Here is a 16999-nt window from a genome sequence, read left to right as displayed (position 1 = left end):
AGGCCGAGCCTCCCGCCCCTTCGGTGCATCCGGAATCAGCCCGGCTGGTCCGTCACCGCGACCGGGCGGCTCTCGTCGCTCGACCACTCGCTCCACGAACCCGGGTACAGCGTGGCGTTCAGGCCCGCCACCTCCAGCGCCAGGATCTGGTGCGCCGCCGTCACGCCCGAACCGCAGTACACCGCGGTCTCCCGCTCGCCCGCGCCCAGCTCCCGGAACCGGGCCGCCAGCTCCGCGGCCGGCCGGAACCGCCCGTCCGGGCCCACGTTCTCCGCCGTCGGCGCCGACACCGCGCCCGGGATGTGGCCGGCCCGCGGGTCCACCGGCTCGGTCTCGCCCCGGTAGCGCTCCCCCGACCGGGCGTCCAGCAGCAGACCGGCGCGCGCCCAGGCCGCGGCGCCGTCCCCGTCCACCGTCGGCAGCTGCCCCGGGGCCGGCTCGAAGTCGCCCTCCCCCGGCTCCGGCGACTCCGCCGTCACCGGCAGACCGGCCGCCTGCCAGGCCGCGAAGCCGCCGTCCAGCACCCGGACGTCCCGGTGCCCGGCCCAGCGCAGCAGCCACCAGGCCCGGGCCGCCGCCATCGAGGCCGCGCCGTCGTACACCACGACCGGACGCTCCGTACTGACCCCGAAGCGGCGCATCGCGGCGCCGAACTCCTCCGGGTCCGGCAGCGGGTGGCGCCCGCCCCGGCCGGGGGCGCCGGGCGCGGCGGCGAGGTCCCGGTCCAACTCGACGAAGTGGGCATCGGGCAGGTGCCCCGCCCGGTACTCCTCGGCCGCGGTCGGGCCGCCCGGCACGGCGCCGACCAGCTGGTAGCGCACGTCCAGCAGCACCGGCGGACGCGCGGAGGCGAGCGCCTCCCGCAGCTCGGCCGCGGAGATCAGCGGGGAACCGTCGTTGTAGGTGGTCATGCCGGCCATTGTCGCGCAACGCACCCCGGGGCGGTTCCGGCGAATCCTTGCCGGACCCGCGACGCCGGCCCCGATCCGACAAAAACCACCGACACGCCCGAACCACCGCTCTTTGTGCGCTCTTTGCCGGATTTTCCGCGCGGCCCGAGGGTTGGGCGCGCGCCAGGGTGGAAGCATCACCCTCGCGCGCGAGGATTCCCGTGCGCCAACCACCCACGAGGAGGCCCGCATTGCCCGCGGTGGAACTCCGACTGGCCCAGGGCACGCCCTGCTGGGTCAGCCTGCTGACCGACGACCTGCCCGGCGCCCGCGCCTTCTACGGTGGGCTGCTCGGCTGGACGTACTCCCCCGGGCCGGGCCAACTCGGCGCCTACGTCCGGGCCGAGCTCGACGGGGAGCCCGTCGCCGGCCTCGGCGTCTCCACCGCCACCGGCTTCCCGGTGCAGTGGACCACCTACTTCGCCGTGGACGACGCCGACCGCACCACCCAACTGGTGCGCGAGTGCGGCGGTACCGTCGCCGTCGGGCCGCTGCAGGCCGAACGCGCCGGGCGGATGGCGATCGCCGCCGACGTCTCCGGCGCCGTCTTCGGCCTCTGGCAGGGCGAGGAGCACCTCGGCCACGAGGCCGGGGCGGAACCCGGCGGGCCCGCCTGGGCCGAACTGCTCACCCCGGACGCGGACGGCGCCGCCGTCTTCTACGCCGCCGTGCTCGACCGCCCGGTCCGGCCCGCCGACGGCGAGTCCGCGCTGCTGGTGCACGGGCGCCCGGTCGCGGGCATCCGCCACCACGCCGACCTGCGCGGCCACCCTTCGCGCTGGCGCACCCACTTCGCCGTCCGGGACACCGCGCTGACCGTCCATCACGCCGTCGAACTCGGCGGCCGCGTCCTGGTCGAACCGCACGACACCGCCCACGGCCGGGCCGCCCGGCTGGCCGACCCGCAGGGCGGGCACTTCTCAGTGCTCGAAACGCTGTGACTCGCCCACTCGCTGTGACGCGCCCGCTCGCCGGTCAGGCCTGCTGCTCCTCGAAGGGCAGCACGTCCGGGGAGAGCACCGAGGCGCGGGCGGTCGCGGCGGTCAGCCGACGACGGTGGTGCCGGCGGCACAGCACCTCGTAGCCGACCTCGTCCTCCTTCACCGAGATGTCGCCGATCACCACCTGGGCACCCTCGACGACCATCACCCCGCCGACCGTCCGGGCGTTGTGGGTCGCCCGGGCGCCGCACCAGCACAGGGCCTCGACCTGGAGCACCTCCACCCGGTCGGCCAGCTCGATCAGCCGCTGGGAACCGGGGAACAGCCGGGTGCGGAAGTCGGTGGTGATGCCGAAGGTGTAGACGTCGATGTCCAGCTCGTCCACCACCCGGGCCAGTTGGTCGACCTGCTCGGCGGCGAAGAACTGTGCCTCGTCGCAGATCAGGTAGTCCACCCGGCCGCCCGCCGACAGCCGCTGCACCACGTGCGCGTGGAAGTCGAAGTCGTCCGTCACCTCGACCGCGTCGGCGCGCAGGCCGAGGCGGCTGGAGATGGTCGCCGCGCCCGCGCGGTCGTTGCGGGTCAGGATGACGCCCTGCCGACCGCGCGCGGTGTGGTTGTGGTCCATCTGCAGCGCCAGCGTCGACTTGCCGCAGTCCATCGTGCCCGAGAAGAACACCAGTTCAGCCATGGGTGGAGCAAGGGCCTTTCACATCAGGGGGGTTCGGGCACAGGGAGGTCAAGGGACCGGATCAGCCGCGGACTTCGAGCAGCGGCACGAACTGCTCGACCGGGGTCATCGAGCCGTGCAGGCCGATCATCGCGGACTCGCCGGGTTCGTTGCGGGAGGCGGTGATCGCGATGTCGTCGCGGGCCGCGGCGACCACGTCGCCGATCCGCCGGTACACCCGCTCGTCCACGGTCGGGCCGAACCAGCCCGCCGCGATCGCCTGGTCCCGGGTGGCCACCCACATCCGGTCGCCCAGCACCTCGCTCCAGACCGCGTGCACATCGGCCGCGGCGCCCGGTACGGCGTACACGTGCCGGGCCCGGCCCTCGCCGCCGAGCAGGGCGACGCCCGCGCCGAGCTCCCAGTCCTCGTCGAAGTCGATCCGGCCCTCCGGCGCGATGTCGATCATGCCGTGGTCCGCGGTCACGTACATCGCCGAGCGCGGCGGCAGCTGCTCGGCCAGCCGGCGGGCCAGCCGGTCCACCGCGTCCAGCGTCATCCGCCACTCGTCGGAGTCCACGCCGAAGCGGTGGCCCGCGCCGTCCAGCTCGCTGACGTAGGTGTACACCAGCGCCCGGTCGTGCTCGGCCAGCCAGGAGGCGGCCAGGTCCATCCGCTCCTCGCCGGTGGTGCGGCCGAGGAAGGTGCCGCCGGAGAGCGCCACCTTGGTCAGCGGGGTCTGGGCGAACAGCGGGGAGGACACCTGGGCGGTCGCCACCCCGGCCCGGTGGGTACGGTCGAAGACCGTCGGGTACGGCTGCCAGGCCTGCGGGTCGGTGTGCGGCTGCCAGCGCAGCTGGTTCATCAGGTAGTCGGCGCCCGGTACCGCCACCGTGTACCCGGCCAGCCCGTGCAGGCCCGGCGGGGTGCCGGTGCCGACCGAGGCCAGCGAGGTCGCGGTGGTGGACGGGAAGCCCGCGGTCAGCGGACGGCCGGTGCCGCCCAGCGAGCTCCCGGCCAGCGAGGACAGGAAGGGCGCGTACTCCGGGTGGCGCAGCAGCAGCTCCCAGCCCAGGCCGTCCACCAGGAACACCACCGCCCGGTCGGCCGGGGCGATCGGCAGCGTCGCGGTGAACCCGGGGACGCCCAGACCCGCCGCCACCGAGGGCAGCAGGTCGCAGAGCGAGCCGCTGCCGTACGGGGGCGCGGGGGCCGCGGCCGGGTCGAGGATCTCGAAGGCGTCGTAGCCGTCGGAGGGTGCGAAGGACATGGAACCGGATTCGTAGCGGTCGGAAGCTGCGGAGCTCAGCGCGGGCCTGGCGGATCTCGTCGCGGACCCGGCGAGGATCCGCGGGGCGTGCCCTAGGGCCGTGGGCCGTTGTTGATCGTCGCGTCGGACAGCGCCCGGGCGAACACCAGCGCCTGGGCCACCGTCTCCGGGCCGTCGCCGGCCTCGCTCACCCGCAGTGAGAGGTCGTCAGCCGTCGCAGAACCGGTGTAGCCGTGGTCGGCCTCACAGTTCGGGTCCGAGCAGCCGGCCGGCTCCAGGTCCAGGCGCTGCACCGCACCCCAGCCGATCGTCAGCACCACCTCGCGGGGCAGCGTCCCCGGGGTGTACGTCTCCGGGTTGGCCACCATCCGGCTCACCACGACCGAGCCGATCCGGTCCAGCCGGACGCTCTCCGTCGAGGTCGTCGCGAACGGCACCGCGGGGCTGCCCTCGGCCCCCGACTGCTCGTCGGTGTGGCTCACCACGAACCGGGTCGCGGTCAGCACCAGCACCGTCACGTGCCGGCGCACCTCGTTGGAGTCGAAGGTCGTCTCCTGGTGCACCAGGTAGGAGCTGATCGGCTCCGGGCCCACCGCGGACTCCACCGCCTCGGACACCAGGGCCGGGTAGTAGCCGCTGCGCTCGATCGCCGAGCGCAGGTCCTGAGTGGTGGTGGTACCGGTCTTCGCCATAACTCCATCCTGGCATGGTCCGCCGACGAAGCGGGCGGCGCGGCGCCGAGCTTCGGACATCAGCGCCCACGGGCAGGCGCAACCAAGGAAGGTTACAGCGTGCTCATCGCGCGCGGGCCCAGATCGCTGCGGACGGGCAGTGGTGCGACCCGCACCCGCGCCCCCAGGATCGCCAGTCCGTGCGGGGCGACGACCACCGGTTCGAGGTCCACCGAGGCGATCTCCGGCACGTCGTCCACCAACTGGGACACCCGCAGCAGCAGCTCCTCCAGGGCGGCGGTGTCCACCGCCTCGGCCCCGCGCCAGCCGAACAGCAGCGGCGCCGCCCGGACCTCCCGGATCAGGCCCGCGACGTCCTGGTCGGTGGCCGGGACCAGGCGGTGGGCCACGTCACCCAGCAGTTCGGCCGGGGCTCCGGCCAGGCCGAAGGAGAGGATCGCGCCGACGGCCGGGTCCACCGTGGCGCCGATCACGGTGTCCACGCCGCGCGGGGCCATCCGCTGCACCACCAGCTCGGCCCCGGCCGCGCCGCCGAGCAGGGCGTCCAGCTCGCGGTGGGCGCGGCGCAGGCCCGGCTCGCCGGTCAGGTCGAGGCGGACGCTGCCCAGGTCGGGGCGGTGGCGAAGGTGCGGGGCGGTCGCCTTCAGGGCCACCGGGTAGCCGAGCTGCTCGGCGGCCTTGACGGCGCTCTTCTCGTCCGGGGCGGGCAGCGTGGGCGAGACGTCGATGCCGTAGCGCTCCAACAGCTCGTGGGTCTCGGCCTCGCTCAGGGTGATCCGGGCGCCGCCGGGCTGGGTGCGCGCGGCCACCGCGGCACGGGTGCTCAGCGCCGCCTCCACCAGGGTGCGGGCGCCGGGCTCGTCGATCCGGTCCAGCTCGGGGACGCGCGCGGTCTCCTCCGCCTCCGCGGTGCGGTGGCGCCACTGGGCGTAGTGCACGGCGTGCGCCAGGGCGCGCACGGCGCGCTCGGGCGCCGCGTAGGCCGGGATGCCGCCGGGGCGCAGCCGGGCCGGCAGGTCGGTCAGGGCCAGGTGGGCCAGCACCAGGGGCTTGCCCAACTCCCGTGCGCGCGTGCCCGCCTCGAGCAGGGCGGCGGCGATCTCCGGGTCGTCCGAGCCCATCTCGGGGTCGTCCGGGCCGGTCAGTCGGCCGCCCATGAAGGCGTGCGCGGAGGTGCCGATCGGCGGGATGGCGACAGCGATCACGGCGTCCACGGCGGGGTCGCTGAGCGCGACGTCCAGCGCGATCCGGAAGTTCTCGCCGGTCGCCGCCGTGGTGAGGTCGACCGGCGTGCGCGGGCGCAGGCCGGCGCTCAGGCAGGCGTCGTAGGTGAGCAGACCGAGCGAGTCGGAGTTGCCGACCACGGCGACCCGGTCGCCCGGCGGCAGCGGTTGCTGGGCGAGCAGTTCGCCGGTGTCGAAGAGCTCGGTGATGGTCGCCACCCTGGTCACGCCGGCCTGTTCGAACAGCGCGTCCACGGTGGCGTCGCGCAGGCCGGTGGCGGTGGCGGGGACGGCGTGGCCAGGCGGCAGGCTGCCGGTGTGCCGGGCGCCCTTGACCACGACGACCGGCTTGACGGCGGCCAGGCGGCGGGCGATCCGGGTGAACTTGCGGGGGTTGCCGAAGGACTCCAGGTAGAGCAGCACCACCTCGGTGGCCTCGTCCTCGGCCCAGTACTGGAGGAAGTCGTTGCCGGAGACGTCCGCGCGGTTGCCGACCGAGGCGAAGGAGGAGACTCCGAGGCCGCGCTTGTGGGCGGCCTCCAGCAGGGCCACGCCGATCGCACCGGATTGGCAGAAGATCCCGAAGCCGCCGCGGTCGGGCAGGTGCGGGGCTAGGGAGGCGTTCAGCGGGTGCCCGGGGTCGGTGTTGATCAGGCCGAAGGCGTTCGGGCCGACCACCCGCATGCCCGCCGCACGGGCCTGGCGGACCAGGGCGCGTTGACGGTCCCGGCCCTCCGGGCCGGTCTCCGCGTAGCCGGCGGTGACCACCACCAGGCCCTGCACCCCGCGCACGCCGCACTCGGCGACGGCCGCCGGGACGGCGCTCTCGGGGACGGCGATCACCGCGAGGTCGACCGGCCCGGGAATGTCCAGAATCGAACGGTGCACCGGGATGCCGTCCAGCTCGGTGCCGGGCGGGGCGTTGCGGTTCACCGCGTGGACGGCGCGCGGCTCGCCCTTGGGCTCGTACCGGCTCTCGAACTCGGTGTCGAAGCTGCCCAGCAGGTCGCGCAGGATGGCCCGGCCGACGGTCTGCGGGTTGCGGGAGACCCCGACCACGGCCACCGAGCGCGGGGTCAGCAGCCGCTGCACCGAGCGGGCCTCGGCGCGGTGCTCGCGGGCGCGCATCACGGCGAGCGAGCGGTCGGTCTGTTCGAGGTCGAACTCCAGGTGCACCACGCCGTCGGCGAAGCTGCGGTGCTGGGTGTAGCCGGCGTCGGTGAAGACCTTCACCATCTTGCGGTTCTCCGGCAGCACCTCGGCCTGGAAGCGGCGGATGCCGCGCTCCTGGGCGACGGCCGCGATGTGCTCCAGCAGGGCGGAGGCCACACCGCGGCCCTGGTGGGCGTCCTGGACCAGGAAGGCGACCTCGGCGTCCGTCCCCTGGTCGGAGGGTCGGCCGTCGGCGTCGATCCGGTCGTAGCGGACGGTGGCGATGAAGTGGTCCCGGACCACCACGGCGAGGCCGACCCGGTTCACGAAGTCGTGGTGGGTGAAGCGGCGGACGTCCTTGGCGGACAGACGCGGGTAGGGGGCGAAGAACCGGAAGTACTTGGACTGGTCCGAGACCTGCTCGTAGAACTCCACCAGCCGCCCGGCGTCGGCGGGGGTGATCGGCCGGATCCGGGCCGTGCCGCCGTCGCGCAGCAGGACGTCCGCTTCCCAGTGCTGCGGATAGTCGGGTTGCGCGGGGTTCGCCACCGCGGGGTCTTCCACATTCGTCAGGTTATCCGGCGGGGGGCCGAATGGCGCCGGTCGTGTGCTCGCGGCAGGGTGGACGGGGCCACCAGCCGGTCCTTATGCCCCGAAAAGAAACAATCACAACTCCCGAACGCGGCGGCTCGAAGGGGTTGCCTGCATGCAACACTGGTCTAGACAACACGGTCGTTTCCCCCGCTCCCCGAGCACGGCCGTGACCAGCTTCACCGGAAAGGCACGTCTCATGGCCGAGCGCCGCGTCACCATCGGTTGGGCCGAGGGCCTGCACGCCCGTCCCGCCTCCGTCTTCGTCCGGGCCGTCACGGCCACCGGCGTGCCGATCACCATCGCCAAGCCGGGCGGCAACCCGGTCAACGCCGCCTCCATGCTCGGCCTCCTCGCCCTGGGCGCCCAGGGCGGCGACGAGGTCATCCTCGCCTCCGACGCCCCGGGCGCCGACGAGGCCCTCGACCGCCTCGCCAAGCTCGTCCAGGAGGGCCTCGACGAGCTCCCGGCCGCGGCCTGAGCCCTCACGTCACACGCGAAGCGCCCGGCAGTGCCTCAGCACTGCCGGGCGCTTCTGTTCTCGGATTCGGTCGCATCCGCACCATTGAGCGAACTGGTGTGATCGCTCGACCCTCTCGAACGGTGGATCGCGCTGATGCTCGCGGCATGACGTTCTTCGACCTCGAACGACCCGAGCACGCCTATATGTTCGCCTTCCTCCAGGCGGATGGACACCTCACCGAGCAGTCGCGCAACCGCGGTCGGCTCTCGGTGGAACTCTCCGCGCGGGACGCCCCGATCCTTGAGGAGTTCCAGCGGCTCTGCCCGTACAACAGCACCATCAGCTACCGGACGCGGACGACGAACTTCAAGGCGGAGCACACGTCGGTGATTTGGACCGTCTGCGCCCGGGAGTTCCGCAAGGAACTGCAGGCGCTCGGCCTGCCGGTGGGACGCAAGTCCGAGATCGTCGCGCCGCCCACCGTGCCGTTTTCCGAACGCGACTACCTGCGCGGTCTTATCGACGCCGATGGCTCGGTGGGCCTCACATCCGATGGTCTGCCCTTCGTCAGTCTCACCACCAAGAGCGACGCCATGGCCTTGTTCTGTACCACCTACGCAGAACGGCTCTGCGGAGCCCAGCGCAAGCCCAACCGCAACAAGCGCGACAACATCTACAACATTCCCTTCCTCAACGAGGCCGGTGTGGCCCTGGCCACCGATCTCTACTACCCCGGCTGCCTGGCCCTGCCCCGTAAGCAGGCCAGCGCCGATCGGGCCGGCATCTGGGTCCGCCCGCCGACGATGCGATTCGCTCCCCCTCGGCGTAGCTGGAGCCAGGAAGAGGATGAAGTCATCCGCACTGCCGCAAGCATGGAGCTGGCATCCGAGCAACTGGGCAGAACGCTCAAGAGCTGCAAGATCCGCCACTGGCGACTCGTCGGCCCCAAACGCCCGAGAGTCCTGCCGCGCCGATGAGATGGCCCCCGACGTCGTCGGGGGCCATCTCATTCTGGTCGGTCAGCCCTTGATGCAGATGACCTGCTTGATCTGAGCGACAATCTCGACCAGGTCACGCTGCTGCTCCATGACCTTCTCGATCGACTTGTACGCACCGGGGATCTCGTCCACCACGCCGCTGTCCTTACGGCATTCCACCCCCCGGGTCTGCTCCTCCAAGTCGCGTACGGTGAAGCGCTTCTTGGCCGCCGTACGGCTCATCTTCCGGCCGGCGCCGTGCGAGGCCGAGTTGAAAGCCGCCGCGTTACCGAGGCCACGAACGATGAACGAACTGGTGCCCATCGAACCCGGGATGATTCCGTACTCACCCGTTCCGGCCCGGATCGCGCCCTTGCGGGTCACGAGCAGGTCGACGCCGTCGTAGCGCTCCTCCGCCACGTAGTTGTGGTGGCAGCTGATGATCTCGTCGAAGGCAACCTTCGCCTTGGGGAACTCGCGGCGGACAACATCCTGGAAGAGCGTCATCATGACGGCACGGTTGTGCTTGGCGTACTCCTGCGCCCAGTACAGGTCCGAGCGGTAGGCCGCCATCTGCGGCGTGTCGGAGATGAACACCGCGAGGTCACGATCGATCAAACCCTGGTTGTGCGGCAACGACCGGGCGACGCCCATGTGGTGCTCCGCCAGCTCCTTGCCGATGTTGCGCGAGCCGGAATGCAGCATCAGCCACACGGACCCGACTGTATCGATACATAGTTCGATCATGTGGTTCCCCGCTCCGAGCGTTCCCATCTGCTGCATGGCCCGTTCGCGACGCCATTTGACTGATTCCGCCACCCCGTCGAAGCGCTGCCAGAAGTCGTCCCAGCCCGCCGCGCGGAAGCCGTGCAGCTTGGTCGGGTCGACCGGGTCGGTGTGGAGGCCCCGGCCGACCGGGATGGCCTGCTCGATCTTGGAGCGCAGGCGGGACAGGTCGTCCGGGAGGTCCTTGGCGGTGAGCGAGGTCTTCACCGCGCTCATCCCGCAACCGATGTCGACGCCGACGGCCGCCGGGCAGACCGCGCCCTTCATGGCGATGACGGAGCCGACGGTCGCGCCCTTGCCCAGGTGGACGTCGGGCATCACGGCCAGGCCGTGCAGCCAGGGCAGGGAGCTGATGTTGCGCAGCTGCTGCATGGCCGCGCCCTCGACCGTCGCCGGGTCGGTCCACATCCGGATCGGTACCCGGATTCCGGGCACCTCGGTGTACGTCATGGTTGAACGACCTCCAGAGGTCGGATGGTTCAGGAAAGGAATCGCCGCGCAGATACGAATCCCGGTGCGGCTCGGGGAAGTTCAGAAACGGGTGCGCTCAGGCAGCCGGAGCGGAACAGGGGAGATACGGCCTTGGGGAGCGTCGTCGTATGGCTCGCTCGACCCGCATGGTGACCGCCTCCCTTCGTTCGTCGCAGTTCGCACGTGCTGTGCGTCGGGGAACATCTATCCACGGAATGAGCCGGGCCCGCAACGGATTTAAAAACACGTCCGGCCCGGCGGAGCGGGGAGCTCCACCGGGCCGGACGGAACGACAGCGGGCGTCAGCTGACGACGGTGACCTCGCCGATCCCGAGCGCCCGCACGTCCGCCTCGATCGCGGCGGCGTCGCCGACCAGTACGGTGACCAGGCGGTCCGGCGGGAAGGCCGCGACCACGGCCTCGGTGGCCGCGGCGGTGGGCAGTTCGGCGAGCTGCCGGTAGACCTCGGCCTGGTAGTCGTCGGCGAGCTGCTGCTCGACCTGGTCGGCCAGGGTGCCGGCGACCGAGCCCGCGGTCTCGTACTTCAGCGGCGCGACGCCGACCAGGAACTGCACGGCCTCGTCACGCTCGGCGTCGGTGAGGCCCTCGGCGGCGAGGGTACGCAGGATGGTCCAGGTGTCGGCGAGCGCGGGCGCGGTGGAGGCGGTGTCCACCGAGCCGCTGATGGCCAGCAGCGCGCGCCCGCTGCCGTCGGCGGCGGAGCGCAGCGGCTGGGCGAAGGCCCGCACGCCGTAGGTGTAGCCCTTCTCCTCGCGCAGGACGCGGTCGAGGCGGGAGGTGAGGGTGCCGCCGAGGCAGTAGGTGCCGAGGATCTGGGCGGCCCAGACCGGGTCGTGGCGGTCGGGCCCGATCCGGCCGATGAGCAGCTGGGTCTGGACGGAGCCGGGGCGGTCGACGATGACGACGCGGCCGCGGTCGTCGCCGGTGACGGGGGCGTGCGCTGAGGGCTCGGCGGCGGAGCCGGTCCAGGTGCCGAGGGTGCTCTCCAGCAGGGCGGGCAGCTCGACGCCGGTGAGGTCGCCGACCACGACGACGGTGCTGGTGGCCGGACGCACGTGGGCCTCGTAGAAGGCCTTGACGGCGGCGCGGTCGATCGGCTTGACGGTCTCGGCGATGCCGCTGCGGGGCCGGGAGAGGCGGTCGGCGGCGTCGAAGAGCTCGGCGTAGAGGGCCTTGGCGGCGCGCCGGGCGGGGTTGGCCTGCTCGTGGACGATCTCGTCCAGGCGGTTGGCGACCAGCCGCTCGATCTCCTCCGCGGGCAGGGCGGGGGCGCGCAGGGCATCGGCGAGCAGGGTGAGGCCGCGCTGGAGCCGGGAGGCGGGGACCTCCAGGGAGACCCGGATGCACGGGTGGTCGGCGTGGGCGTCGAGGGTGGCCCCGGCGCGCTCGAGTTCGGCGGCGAACTCCTCGGCGGTGAGGGTGTCGGTGCCCTCGTTGAGGGCGCGGGCGAGGATGGCGGCGATGCCGTCGAGGCCCTCGGGTTCGGCGGCGAGCGGGGCGTCGAGGAGGACCTCGACGGCGACCAGCTGCTGGCCGGGCCGGTGGCAGTGCAGGACGGTGATGCCGTTGCCGAGGGCGGAGCGCTCGGGGGCGGGGAACGCCCACGGGCTGGGGGTGCCCGGCCGGGGCTGGGGGTGGAAGGTCATCGCGGGGACGTAGTCGGTGCTCATACGGCGGCACCCTCCTCTTCGGAAGCGGCGTCGGAAGCGGCGGCGGTCGGCTCGTAGACGAGGACGGCCCGGTTGTCGGGGTGGAGCCGGGCCTTGGCGACGGCCTGGACCTCTTCGGCGGTGACGTCGAGGACCTTGGGGAGGGCGTCGTTCAGCAGCTTGGGGTCGCCGAACAGGACGGCGTAGCGGCAGAGTTCGTCGGCGCGGCCGGCGACGGTGGTGAGCCGGTCGAGCCACTCGCGCTCGATCTGGGCCTGGGCGCGCTCGAGCTCCTCCGGGGTGGGGCCCTCGGCGGCGAAGCGGGCGAGCTCCTCGTCCACGGCTGCGTCGATCTGCTGGAGGGTGGCGTCGCCGGAGGTCTTGACGTCGAGCCAGCCGAGGCTGGGGGCGCCGGCGAGGCGCAGCAGGCCGAAGCCGGCGGCGACGGCGGTGCGGTCGCGGCGGACGAGCCGGTTGTAGAGGCGGCTGGACTCGCCGCTGCCGAGGATGGTGAGCGCGAGGTCGGCGGCGTCGGCCTCCCGGGTGCCGTCGTGCGGCAGGCGGTAGGCGGCCATCAGGGCGCGGGAGGGGACGTCCTCGTGGATCTCCTCGCGCAGTTCGCGGCCGAAGGTGTCGGGGAGTTCGCCGGAGCGCGGGGGCTGCTTGCCGTCGTGGCCGGGGATGGAGCCGAAGTACTTCTCGACCCAGGCGATGGTCTGCTCGGGGTCGATGTCGCCGACGACGGACAGTACGGCGTTGTTGGGCGCGTAGTAGGTGCGGAAGAACGTGCGGGCGTCCTCCAGGGTGGCCGCGTCCAGGTCGGCCATGGAGCCGATCGGGGTGTGGTGGTACGGGTGGCCGTCGGGGAAGGACAGCGCGGTGAGCTTCTCGAAGGCGGTGCCGTACGGGACGTTGTCGTAGCGCTGACGGCGCTCGTTCTTGACGACGTCGCGCTGGTTCTCCATGGACGTCTCGTCGAGGGCGGCGAGCAGCGAGCCCATCCGATCGGCCTCCAGCCAGAGGGCGAGCTCCAGCTGGTGGGCGGGCATGGTCTCGAAGTAGTTGGTGCGCTCGAAGCTCGTCGTGCCGTTGAGCGAGCCGCCGGCGCCCTGGACGAGTTCGAAGTGGCCGTTGTTGGAGACGTTGGCGGAGCCCTGGAACATCAGGTGCTCGAAGAGGTGGGCGAGGCCGGTACGGCCCTTGACCTCGTGCCGGGAGCCCACGTCGTACCAGAGGCAGACCGCGGCGACCGGGGTCAGGTGGTCCTCGGAGAGGACGACGCGCAGGCCGTTGGCCAGGCGGTGCTCGGTGATGGCGATGCCTCGGCTGGAGGCGGGGGCCGGGTTGGCCATGCGCTCGGGTCCTTCCCGTCGTCGATGTCGGGGTTCGTGTGGCGTCCCCCATTGTGGTGCAACGCGCGGAAGGTGTGTTTGTGTCCGCGCGGACGGGGCGTTCGCCAGGGGCGGAAGAGGGCCGCTGACCGGGAGTGTCGGCGCGAGGGTCCACAATGGGGGCGCCGTGCCTTGTTGACGGCGCCCGGTTGACGGGTCCGACGGCAGGGCGGGGAGCAGGACGGCGACGCCCGTCCGACCGACCGACGACGGCCGACGACCGACCGTCGACGGACCGACGACACAGCCAGCGACACGTAAGGGAGCCCCGCCGCGATGGCCCGCCGCAGTTCGCAGACCCCGCCGCCCGGAGACTTCGAGGAGCGGATCCTCGATGTCGACGTCGTGGACGAGATGCAGGGCTCCTTCCTGGAGTACGCCTACTCGGTGATCTACTCGCGTGCGCTGCCGGACGCGCGGGACGGTCTGAAGCCGGTGCACCGCCGGATCCTGTACCAGGCCAACGAGATGGGCCTGCGTCCGGACCGCGCGCACGTGAAGTGCGCGCGCGTGGTGGGCGAGGTGATGGGCCGGCTGCACCCGCACGGCGACCAGTCGATCTACGACTCGGTGGTGCGCATGGCGCAGCCGTTCTCGATGCGGCTGCCGCTGATCGACGGGCACGGCAACTTCGGTTCGCTGGGCAACGACGACCCGCCGGCGGCGATGCGCTACACCGAGTCGCGGCTGACGGCGGCGTCGATGGCGATGGTGGAGTCGATCCACGAGGACACCGTCGACTTCGGGCCGAACTACGACGGCAGTGAGCAGGAGCCGCTGGCGCTGCCGGCCGCGTTCCCGAACCTGCTGGTGAACGGCGCGACGGGCATCGCTGTCGGTATGGCGACGAACATGCCGCCGCACAACCTGTCCGAGGTGGTGGCTGCGGCCCGGCACCTGATCAAGCACCCGAACGCGGACCTGGACACGCTGATGCGGTTCGTGCCCGGTCCGGACCTGCCGACGGGCGGGCGGATCGTGGGCCTGTCGGGGATCCGGGACGCGTACGAGTCGGGCCGCGGCACGTTCAAGATCCGGGCGACGGCGACGGTGGAGTCGGTGACGGCCCGTCGCAAGGGCATCGTGGTGACCGAGCTGCCGTTCAACGTCGGCCCGGAGAAGGTCATCTCGAAGATCAAGGACCTGGTCAACGCGAAGAAGCTGCAGGGCATCGCGGACGTCAAGGACCTGACCGACCGCGAGCACGGGCTGCGGCTGGTGATCGAGGTGAAGAACGGCTTCGTGCCGGAGGCGCTGCTGGAGCAGCTGTACAAGCTGACGCCGATGGAGGAGACCTTCGGCATCAACAACGTGGCGCTGGTGGACGGCCAGCCGCTGACGCTGGGGCTGAAGGAGCTGCTGGAGGTCTACGTCGACCACCGCTTCACCGTGGTGCGCCGGCGCAGCGACTTCCGCCGGCGCAAGCGCGAGGAGCGGCTGCACCTGGTCGAGGGTCTGCTGGTGGCGCTCGTCGACATCGACGAGGTCATCGCGATCATCCGGTCGAGTGACAACGCGCAGCAGGCGAAGGAGCGCCTGATGGAGCGCTTCTCGCTGTCGGAGACGCAGACGGCGTACATCCTGGACACCCCGCTGCGGCGGCTGACCCGGTTCGACCGGGTGGAGCTGGAGCAGGAGAAGGCGAAGCTGACCGCGGAGATCGCGGAGCTGACCGAGATCCTGGAGTCGGACACCCGGCTGCGCAGCGTGGTGTCGTCCGAACTGGGCGCGGTGTCCAAGCAGTTCGGCACGGAGCGGCGCACAGTCCTGCTGGAGGCGGGGGCGGCCCCGGCAGCGGCGCTGGCCGTGCCGCTGGAGGTCGCGGACGACCCGTGCCGGGTGCTGCTGTCCTCGACGGGGCTGCTGGCGCGCACGGCGGACGGCGAGCCGTTCGAGGTGTCGGAGAAGCGCTCCAAGCACGATGTGATCGTGTCGGCGGTGCACGCGACGGCGCGCGCGGACGTGGGTGTGGTGACGTCTGCGGGCCGGGTGCTGCGGCTGCCGGTGATCGACCTGCCGGCGCTGCCGCCGACACCGTCACCGACGCTGGCCGGCGGTGCGGCGGTGGACGAGTTCCTGCGGCTGGAGGCCGGGGAGCGGGTGCTCGGGCTGACCACGCTGGACGAGTCCTCGCCGGGCCTGGCGCTGGGCACGGTGCAGGGCGTGGTGAAGCGGGTGGTGCCGGAGTGGCCGGCGAACAAGGACGAGTTCGAGGTGATCGCCCTCAAGGAGGGTGACGAGCTGGTGGGCGCGGTCGAACTGCGCACCGGCGAGGAGGACCTGGTCTTCATCGCGTCGGACGCCCAGCTGCTGCGCTACCCGGCGAGCCAGGTCCGTCCGCAGGGCCGCCCGGCGGGTGGCATGGCGGGCATCAAGCTGTCGGACGGCGCCCGGGTGCTGTCGTTCACGGCGGTGGACCCGGCCGCGGACGCGGTGGTGGTCTCGGTGGCGGGGGCTTCGGGCACCCTCGCCGGTGGCGAGCAGACCAGCTGGAAGGTCACCCCGTTCGAGCAGTACCCGCGCAAGGGCCGCGCCACCGGCGGCGTCCGCTGCCAGCGCTTCCTGCGCGGCGAGGACGGCCTGGCCTTCGCCTGGGCCGGCGCCGCGCCGGCTCTCGCCGCCACGGCCAAGGGCGCCCCGGTCGACCTGCCGGAGCGTGACCCGCGCCGCGACGGCTCGGGCACCCCGGTGACCACTCCGATCGCCGTGGTCGCCGGCCCGGCGTAGCGGGAGAGAGCCCGAGGAGGGCGGGGTGCCTGCGGGCTCCCCGCCCTCCGGAGCACCCGGACCGGGCCGAAACGCTGAGGGTAGCCTTACGCGGGTGAGCACCTGTGCGACCGTGTCGCGTGAACTTTCGGAGCCGCTGACCGCCACGGCCGCGGTGGCGGCCACCTGGCTGCTGCTGGAGCAGAACGGCCCGTGGGGCGCGAAGGCGCTGCGGGAGAGCCACCTCGACCCCGCGACCGGACGCGCGCTGGAGGAGGCCACGGCGGGGACCGGGGTGCGGGTCGCGCTGATCCGGCGGCCGGGCCGGCACGCGGACTGCCTGCCGACGACGCGGCACGAGGTGGTCGTGGCGCACACGGTACCGGGCCGCAACTGGGTGCGCCGGGCGCAGGTGGCCGATCCGGCCGAGCTGCTGGAGCTGGACTTCGCGGCGCTGGGGGTCGGCGACCACACGGGTTTCGGGGCGGATCACGTCGGCGGGCCGCTGGCGCTGGTGTGCACCAACGGCCGCCGGGACCGCTGTTGCGCGCTGCTGGGCCGTCCGCTGGCGGCGGAGCTGGCGGCGGCCGGGCACAGCGAGGTGTGGGAGGTGACCCACCTGGGCGGGCATCGGTTCGCCCCGACGATGCTGGTGCTGCCGTACGGCTACGCGTACGGGCGGCTGACGGCGGAGACCGCCAAGGAGGTACTGGCGGCGACGGCGGCCGGGCACATGGTGCCGGAGTGGGCCCGGGGCTGCTCGGGCTGGGAGCGTCCGGGCCAGGCGGCGGAGCACGCGGTGCGGCTGGCGACCGGCGAGACCGGGGTGGACGCGCTGACCCTGACCCAGCGGCCGGACGGCGAGGGCCGCTGGCTGGTCCGGGTGATCCACCGGGACGGCCGGGCCTGGGAGGTGGACGTGATCGAGACGGTGAGCGAGCCGGCGCGTCCGGAGAGCTGCGGCAAGGCGGCGGGGACGCCGTCGCGGATGGACGTGCTGTCCGTACGGGGCGTGTAGCGGCCCCGCGCCCGTGGGGGTGAGCGCG

13 protein-coding genes are annotated in these 16999 nt (G+C 72.6%); 5 read left to right on the top strand and 8 right to left on the bottom strand.

The genetic code is table 11. The features are described from left to right. Window positions 1-35: 35 nt before the first annotated feature. Window positions 36-911, bottom strand: coding sequence for a sulfurtransferase (locus ACFQ87_RS19380; protein WP_380611995.1), 876 nt, complete (start codon window positions 909-911; stop codon window positions 36-38). 239 nt (window positions 912-1150) lie between these two features. Here ACFQ87_RS19380 and ACFQ87_RS19375 point away from each other — a divergent pair, with 239 nt between their 5' ends. Beyond that, complete coding sequence (locus ACFQ87_RS19375) at window positions 1151-1891, top strand: VOC family protein (RefSeq protein ID WP_380612010.1); 741 nt, start codon at window positions 1151-1153, stop codon at window positions 1889-1891. Between the two features lie 34 nt (window positions 1892-1925). Here ACFQ87_RS19375 and ACFQ87_RS19370 read toward each other — a convergent pair whose 3' ends face one another. The 4 genes from ACFQ87_RS19370 to ACFQ87_RS19355 all read right to left on the bottom strand — a co-directional run bounded on the left by ACFQ87_RS19370 (window position 1926) and on the right by ACFQ87_RS19355 (window position 7462). Beyond that, window positions 1926-2582, bottom strand: coding sequence for a thymidine kinase (locus tag ACFQ87_RS19370; protein WP_380611994.1), 657 nt, complete (start codon window positions 2580-2582; stop codon window positions 1926-1928). Window positions 2583-2643: 61 nt separating this feature from the next. Further along, window positions 2644-3831 (bottom strand): alkaline phosphatase family protein, encoded by a 1188-nt coding sequence (locus ACFQ87_RS19365; protein ID WP_380611993.1) that lies wholly within the window; start codon window positions 3829-3831, stop codon window positions 2644-2646. A gap of 92 nt (window positions 3832-3923) precedes the next feature. Continuing rightward, complete coding sequence (locus tag ACFQ87_RS19360; RefSeq protein ID WP_380611992.1) at window positions 3924-4523, bottom strand: DUF5998 family protein; 600 nt, start codon at window positions 4521-4523, stop codon at window positions 3924-3926. 92 nt (window positions 4524-4615) lie between these two features. Further along, window positions 4616-7462: a GNAT family N-acetyltransferase gene (locus ACFQ87_RS19355; RefSeq protein ID WP_380611991.1), complete on the bottom strand. Its 2847-nt coding sequence runs from the start codon at window positions 7460-7462 to the stop codon at window positions 4616-4618. Between the two features lie 226 nt (window positions 7463-7688). Here ACFQ87_RS19355 and ACFQ87_RS19350 point away from each other — a divergent pair, with 226 nt between their 5' ends. Further along, window positions 7689-7970: an HPr family phosphocarrier protein gene (locus ACFQ87_RS19350; protein WP_380611990.1), complete on the top strand. Its 282-nt coding sequence runs from the start codon at window positions 7689-7691 to the stop codon at window positions 7968-7970. 146 nt (window positions 7971-8116) lie between these two features. Then, window positions 8117-8929, top strand: coding sequence for an LAGLIDADG family homing endonuclease (locus ACFQ87_RS19345; protein ID WP_380611989.1), 813 nt, complete (start codon window positions 8117-8119; stop codon window positions 8927-8929). A 42-nt stretch (window positions 8930-8971) separates the two neighbouring features. Here the strand turns inward: ACFQ87_RS19345 and ACFQ87_RS19340 are convergent, their stop codons facing one another. From ACFQ87_RS19340 to ACFQ87_RS19330, 3 genes are all read right to left on the bottom strand, one after another. Then, the gene (locus ACFQ87_RS19340) at window positions 8972-10165 is read right to left on the bottom strand and encodes an RtcB family protein (protein WP_380611988.1); all 1194 of its coding nucleotides are present in this window, start codon (window positions 10163-10165) and stop codon (window positions 8972-8974) included. Between the two features lie 323 nt (window positions 10166-10488). Further along, window positions 10489-11853 (bottom strand): M16 family metallopeptidase, encoded by a 1365-nt coding sequence (locus tag ACFQ87_RS19335; RefSeq protein WP_380612009.1) that lies wholly within the window; start codon window positions 11851-11853, stop codon window positions 10489-10491. 20 nt (window positions 11854-11873) lie between these two features. After that, the gene (locus ACFQ87_RS19330; protein WP_380611987.1) at window positions 11874-13208 is read right to left on the bottom strand and encodes a M16 family metallopeptidase; all 1335 of its coding nucleotides are present in this window, start codon (window positions 13206-13208) and stop codon (window positions 11874-11876) included. A gap of 315 nt (window positions 13209-13523) precedes the next feature. Between ACFQ87_RS19330 and ACFQ87_RS19325 the strand changes: the two genes are divergently transcribed. Together ACFQ87_RS19325 and ACFQ87_RS19320 are read left to right on the top strand one after the other, a co-directional pair. Beyond that, window positions 13524-15974 carry a DNA topoisomerase (ATP-hydrolyzing) subunit A gene (locus tag ACFQ87_RS19325; RefSeq protein WP_380611986.1) on the top strand — a complete coding sequence of 817 codons (2451 nt, stop codon included), beginning with the start codon at window positions 13524-13526 and terminating at the stop codon, window positions 15972-15974. Window positions 15975-16068: 94 nt separating this feature from the next. Continuing rightward, window positions 16069-16971, top strand: a complete 903-nt coding sequence (locus ACFQ87_RS19320; RefSeq protein ID WP_380611985.1) for a sucrase ferredoxin — start codon at window positions 16069-16071, stop codon at window positions 16969-16971. The last annotated feature ends 28 nt before the right edge of the window (window positions 16972-16999 follow it).

The sequence above is a fragment of the Kitasatospora sp. NPDC056531 genome (assembly GCF_042794375.1).
GTDB lineage: Bacteria > Actinomycetota > Actinomycetes > Streptomycetales > Streptomycetaceae > Kitasatospora.
Note: the sequence above shows the minus strand (reverse complement) of the source record. Positions and strands in the feature narration are given on the sequence as shown.

Excerpts from the sequence above, each read along its gene's own strand:
- ACFQ87_RS19380 (WP_380611995.1), bottom strand. The coding sequence starts at position 911 with ATGACCACCTACAACGACGGTTCCCCGCTGATCTCCGCGGCCGAGCTG.
- ACFQ87_RS19370 (WP_380611994.1), bottom strand. The coding sequence starts at position 2,582 with ATGGCTGAACTGGTGTTCTTCTCGGGCACGATGGACTGCGGCAAGTCG.
- ACFQ87_RS19365 (WP_380611993.1), bottom strand. The coding sequence starts at position 3,831 with ATGTCCTTCGCACCCTCCGACGGCTACGACGCCTTCGAGATCCTCGAC.
- ACFQ87_RS19360 (WP_380611992.1), bottom strand. The coding sequence starts at position 4,523 with ATGGCGAAGACCGGTACCACCACCACTCAGGACCTGCGCTCGGCGATC.
- ACFQ87_RS19350 (WP_380611990.1), top strand. The coding sequence starts at position 7,689 with ATGGCCGAGCGCCGCGTCACCATCGGTTGGGCCGAGGGCCTGCACGCC.
- ACFQ87_RS19345 (WP_380611989.1), top strand. The coding sequence starts at position 8,117 with ATGACGTTCTTCGACCTCGAACGACCCGAGCACGCCTATATGTTCGCC.
- ACFQ87_RS19340 (WP_380611988.1), bottom strand. The coding sequence starts at position 10,165 with ATGACGTACACCGAGGTGCCCGGAATCCGGGTACCGATCCGGATGTGG.
- ACFQ87_RS19335 (WP_380612009.1), bottom strand. The coding sequence starts at position 11,853 with ATGACCTTCCACCCCCAGCCCCGGCCGGGCACCCCCAGCCCGTGGGCG.
- ACFQ87_RS19330 (WP_380611987.1), bottom strand. The coding sequence starts at position 13,208 with ATGGCCAACCCGGCCCCCGCCTCCAGCCGAGGCATCGCCATCACCGAG.
- ACFQ87_RS19325 (WP_380611986.1), top strand. The coding sequence starts at position 13,524 with ATGGCCCGCCGCAGTTCGCAGACCCCGCCGCCCGGAGACTTCGAGGAG.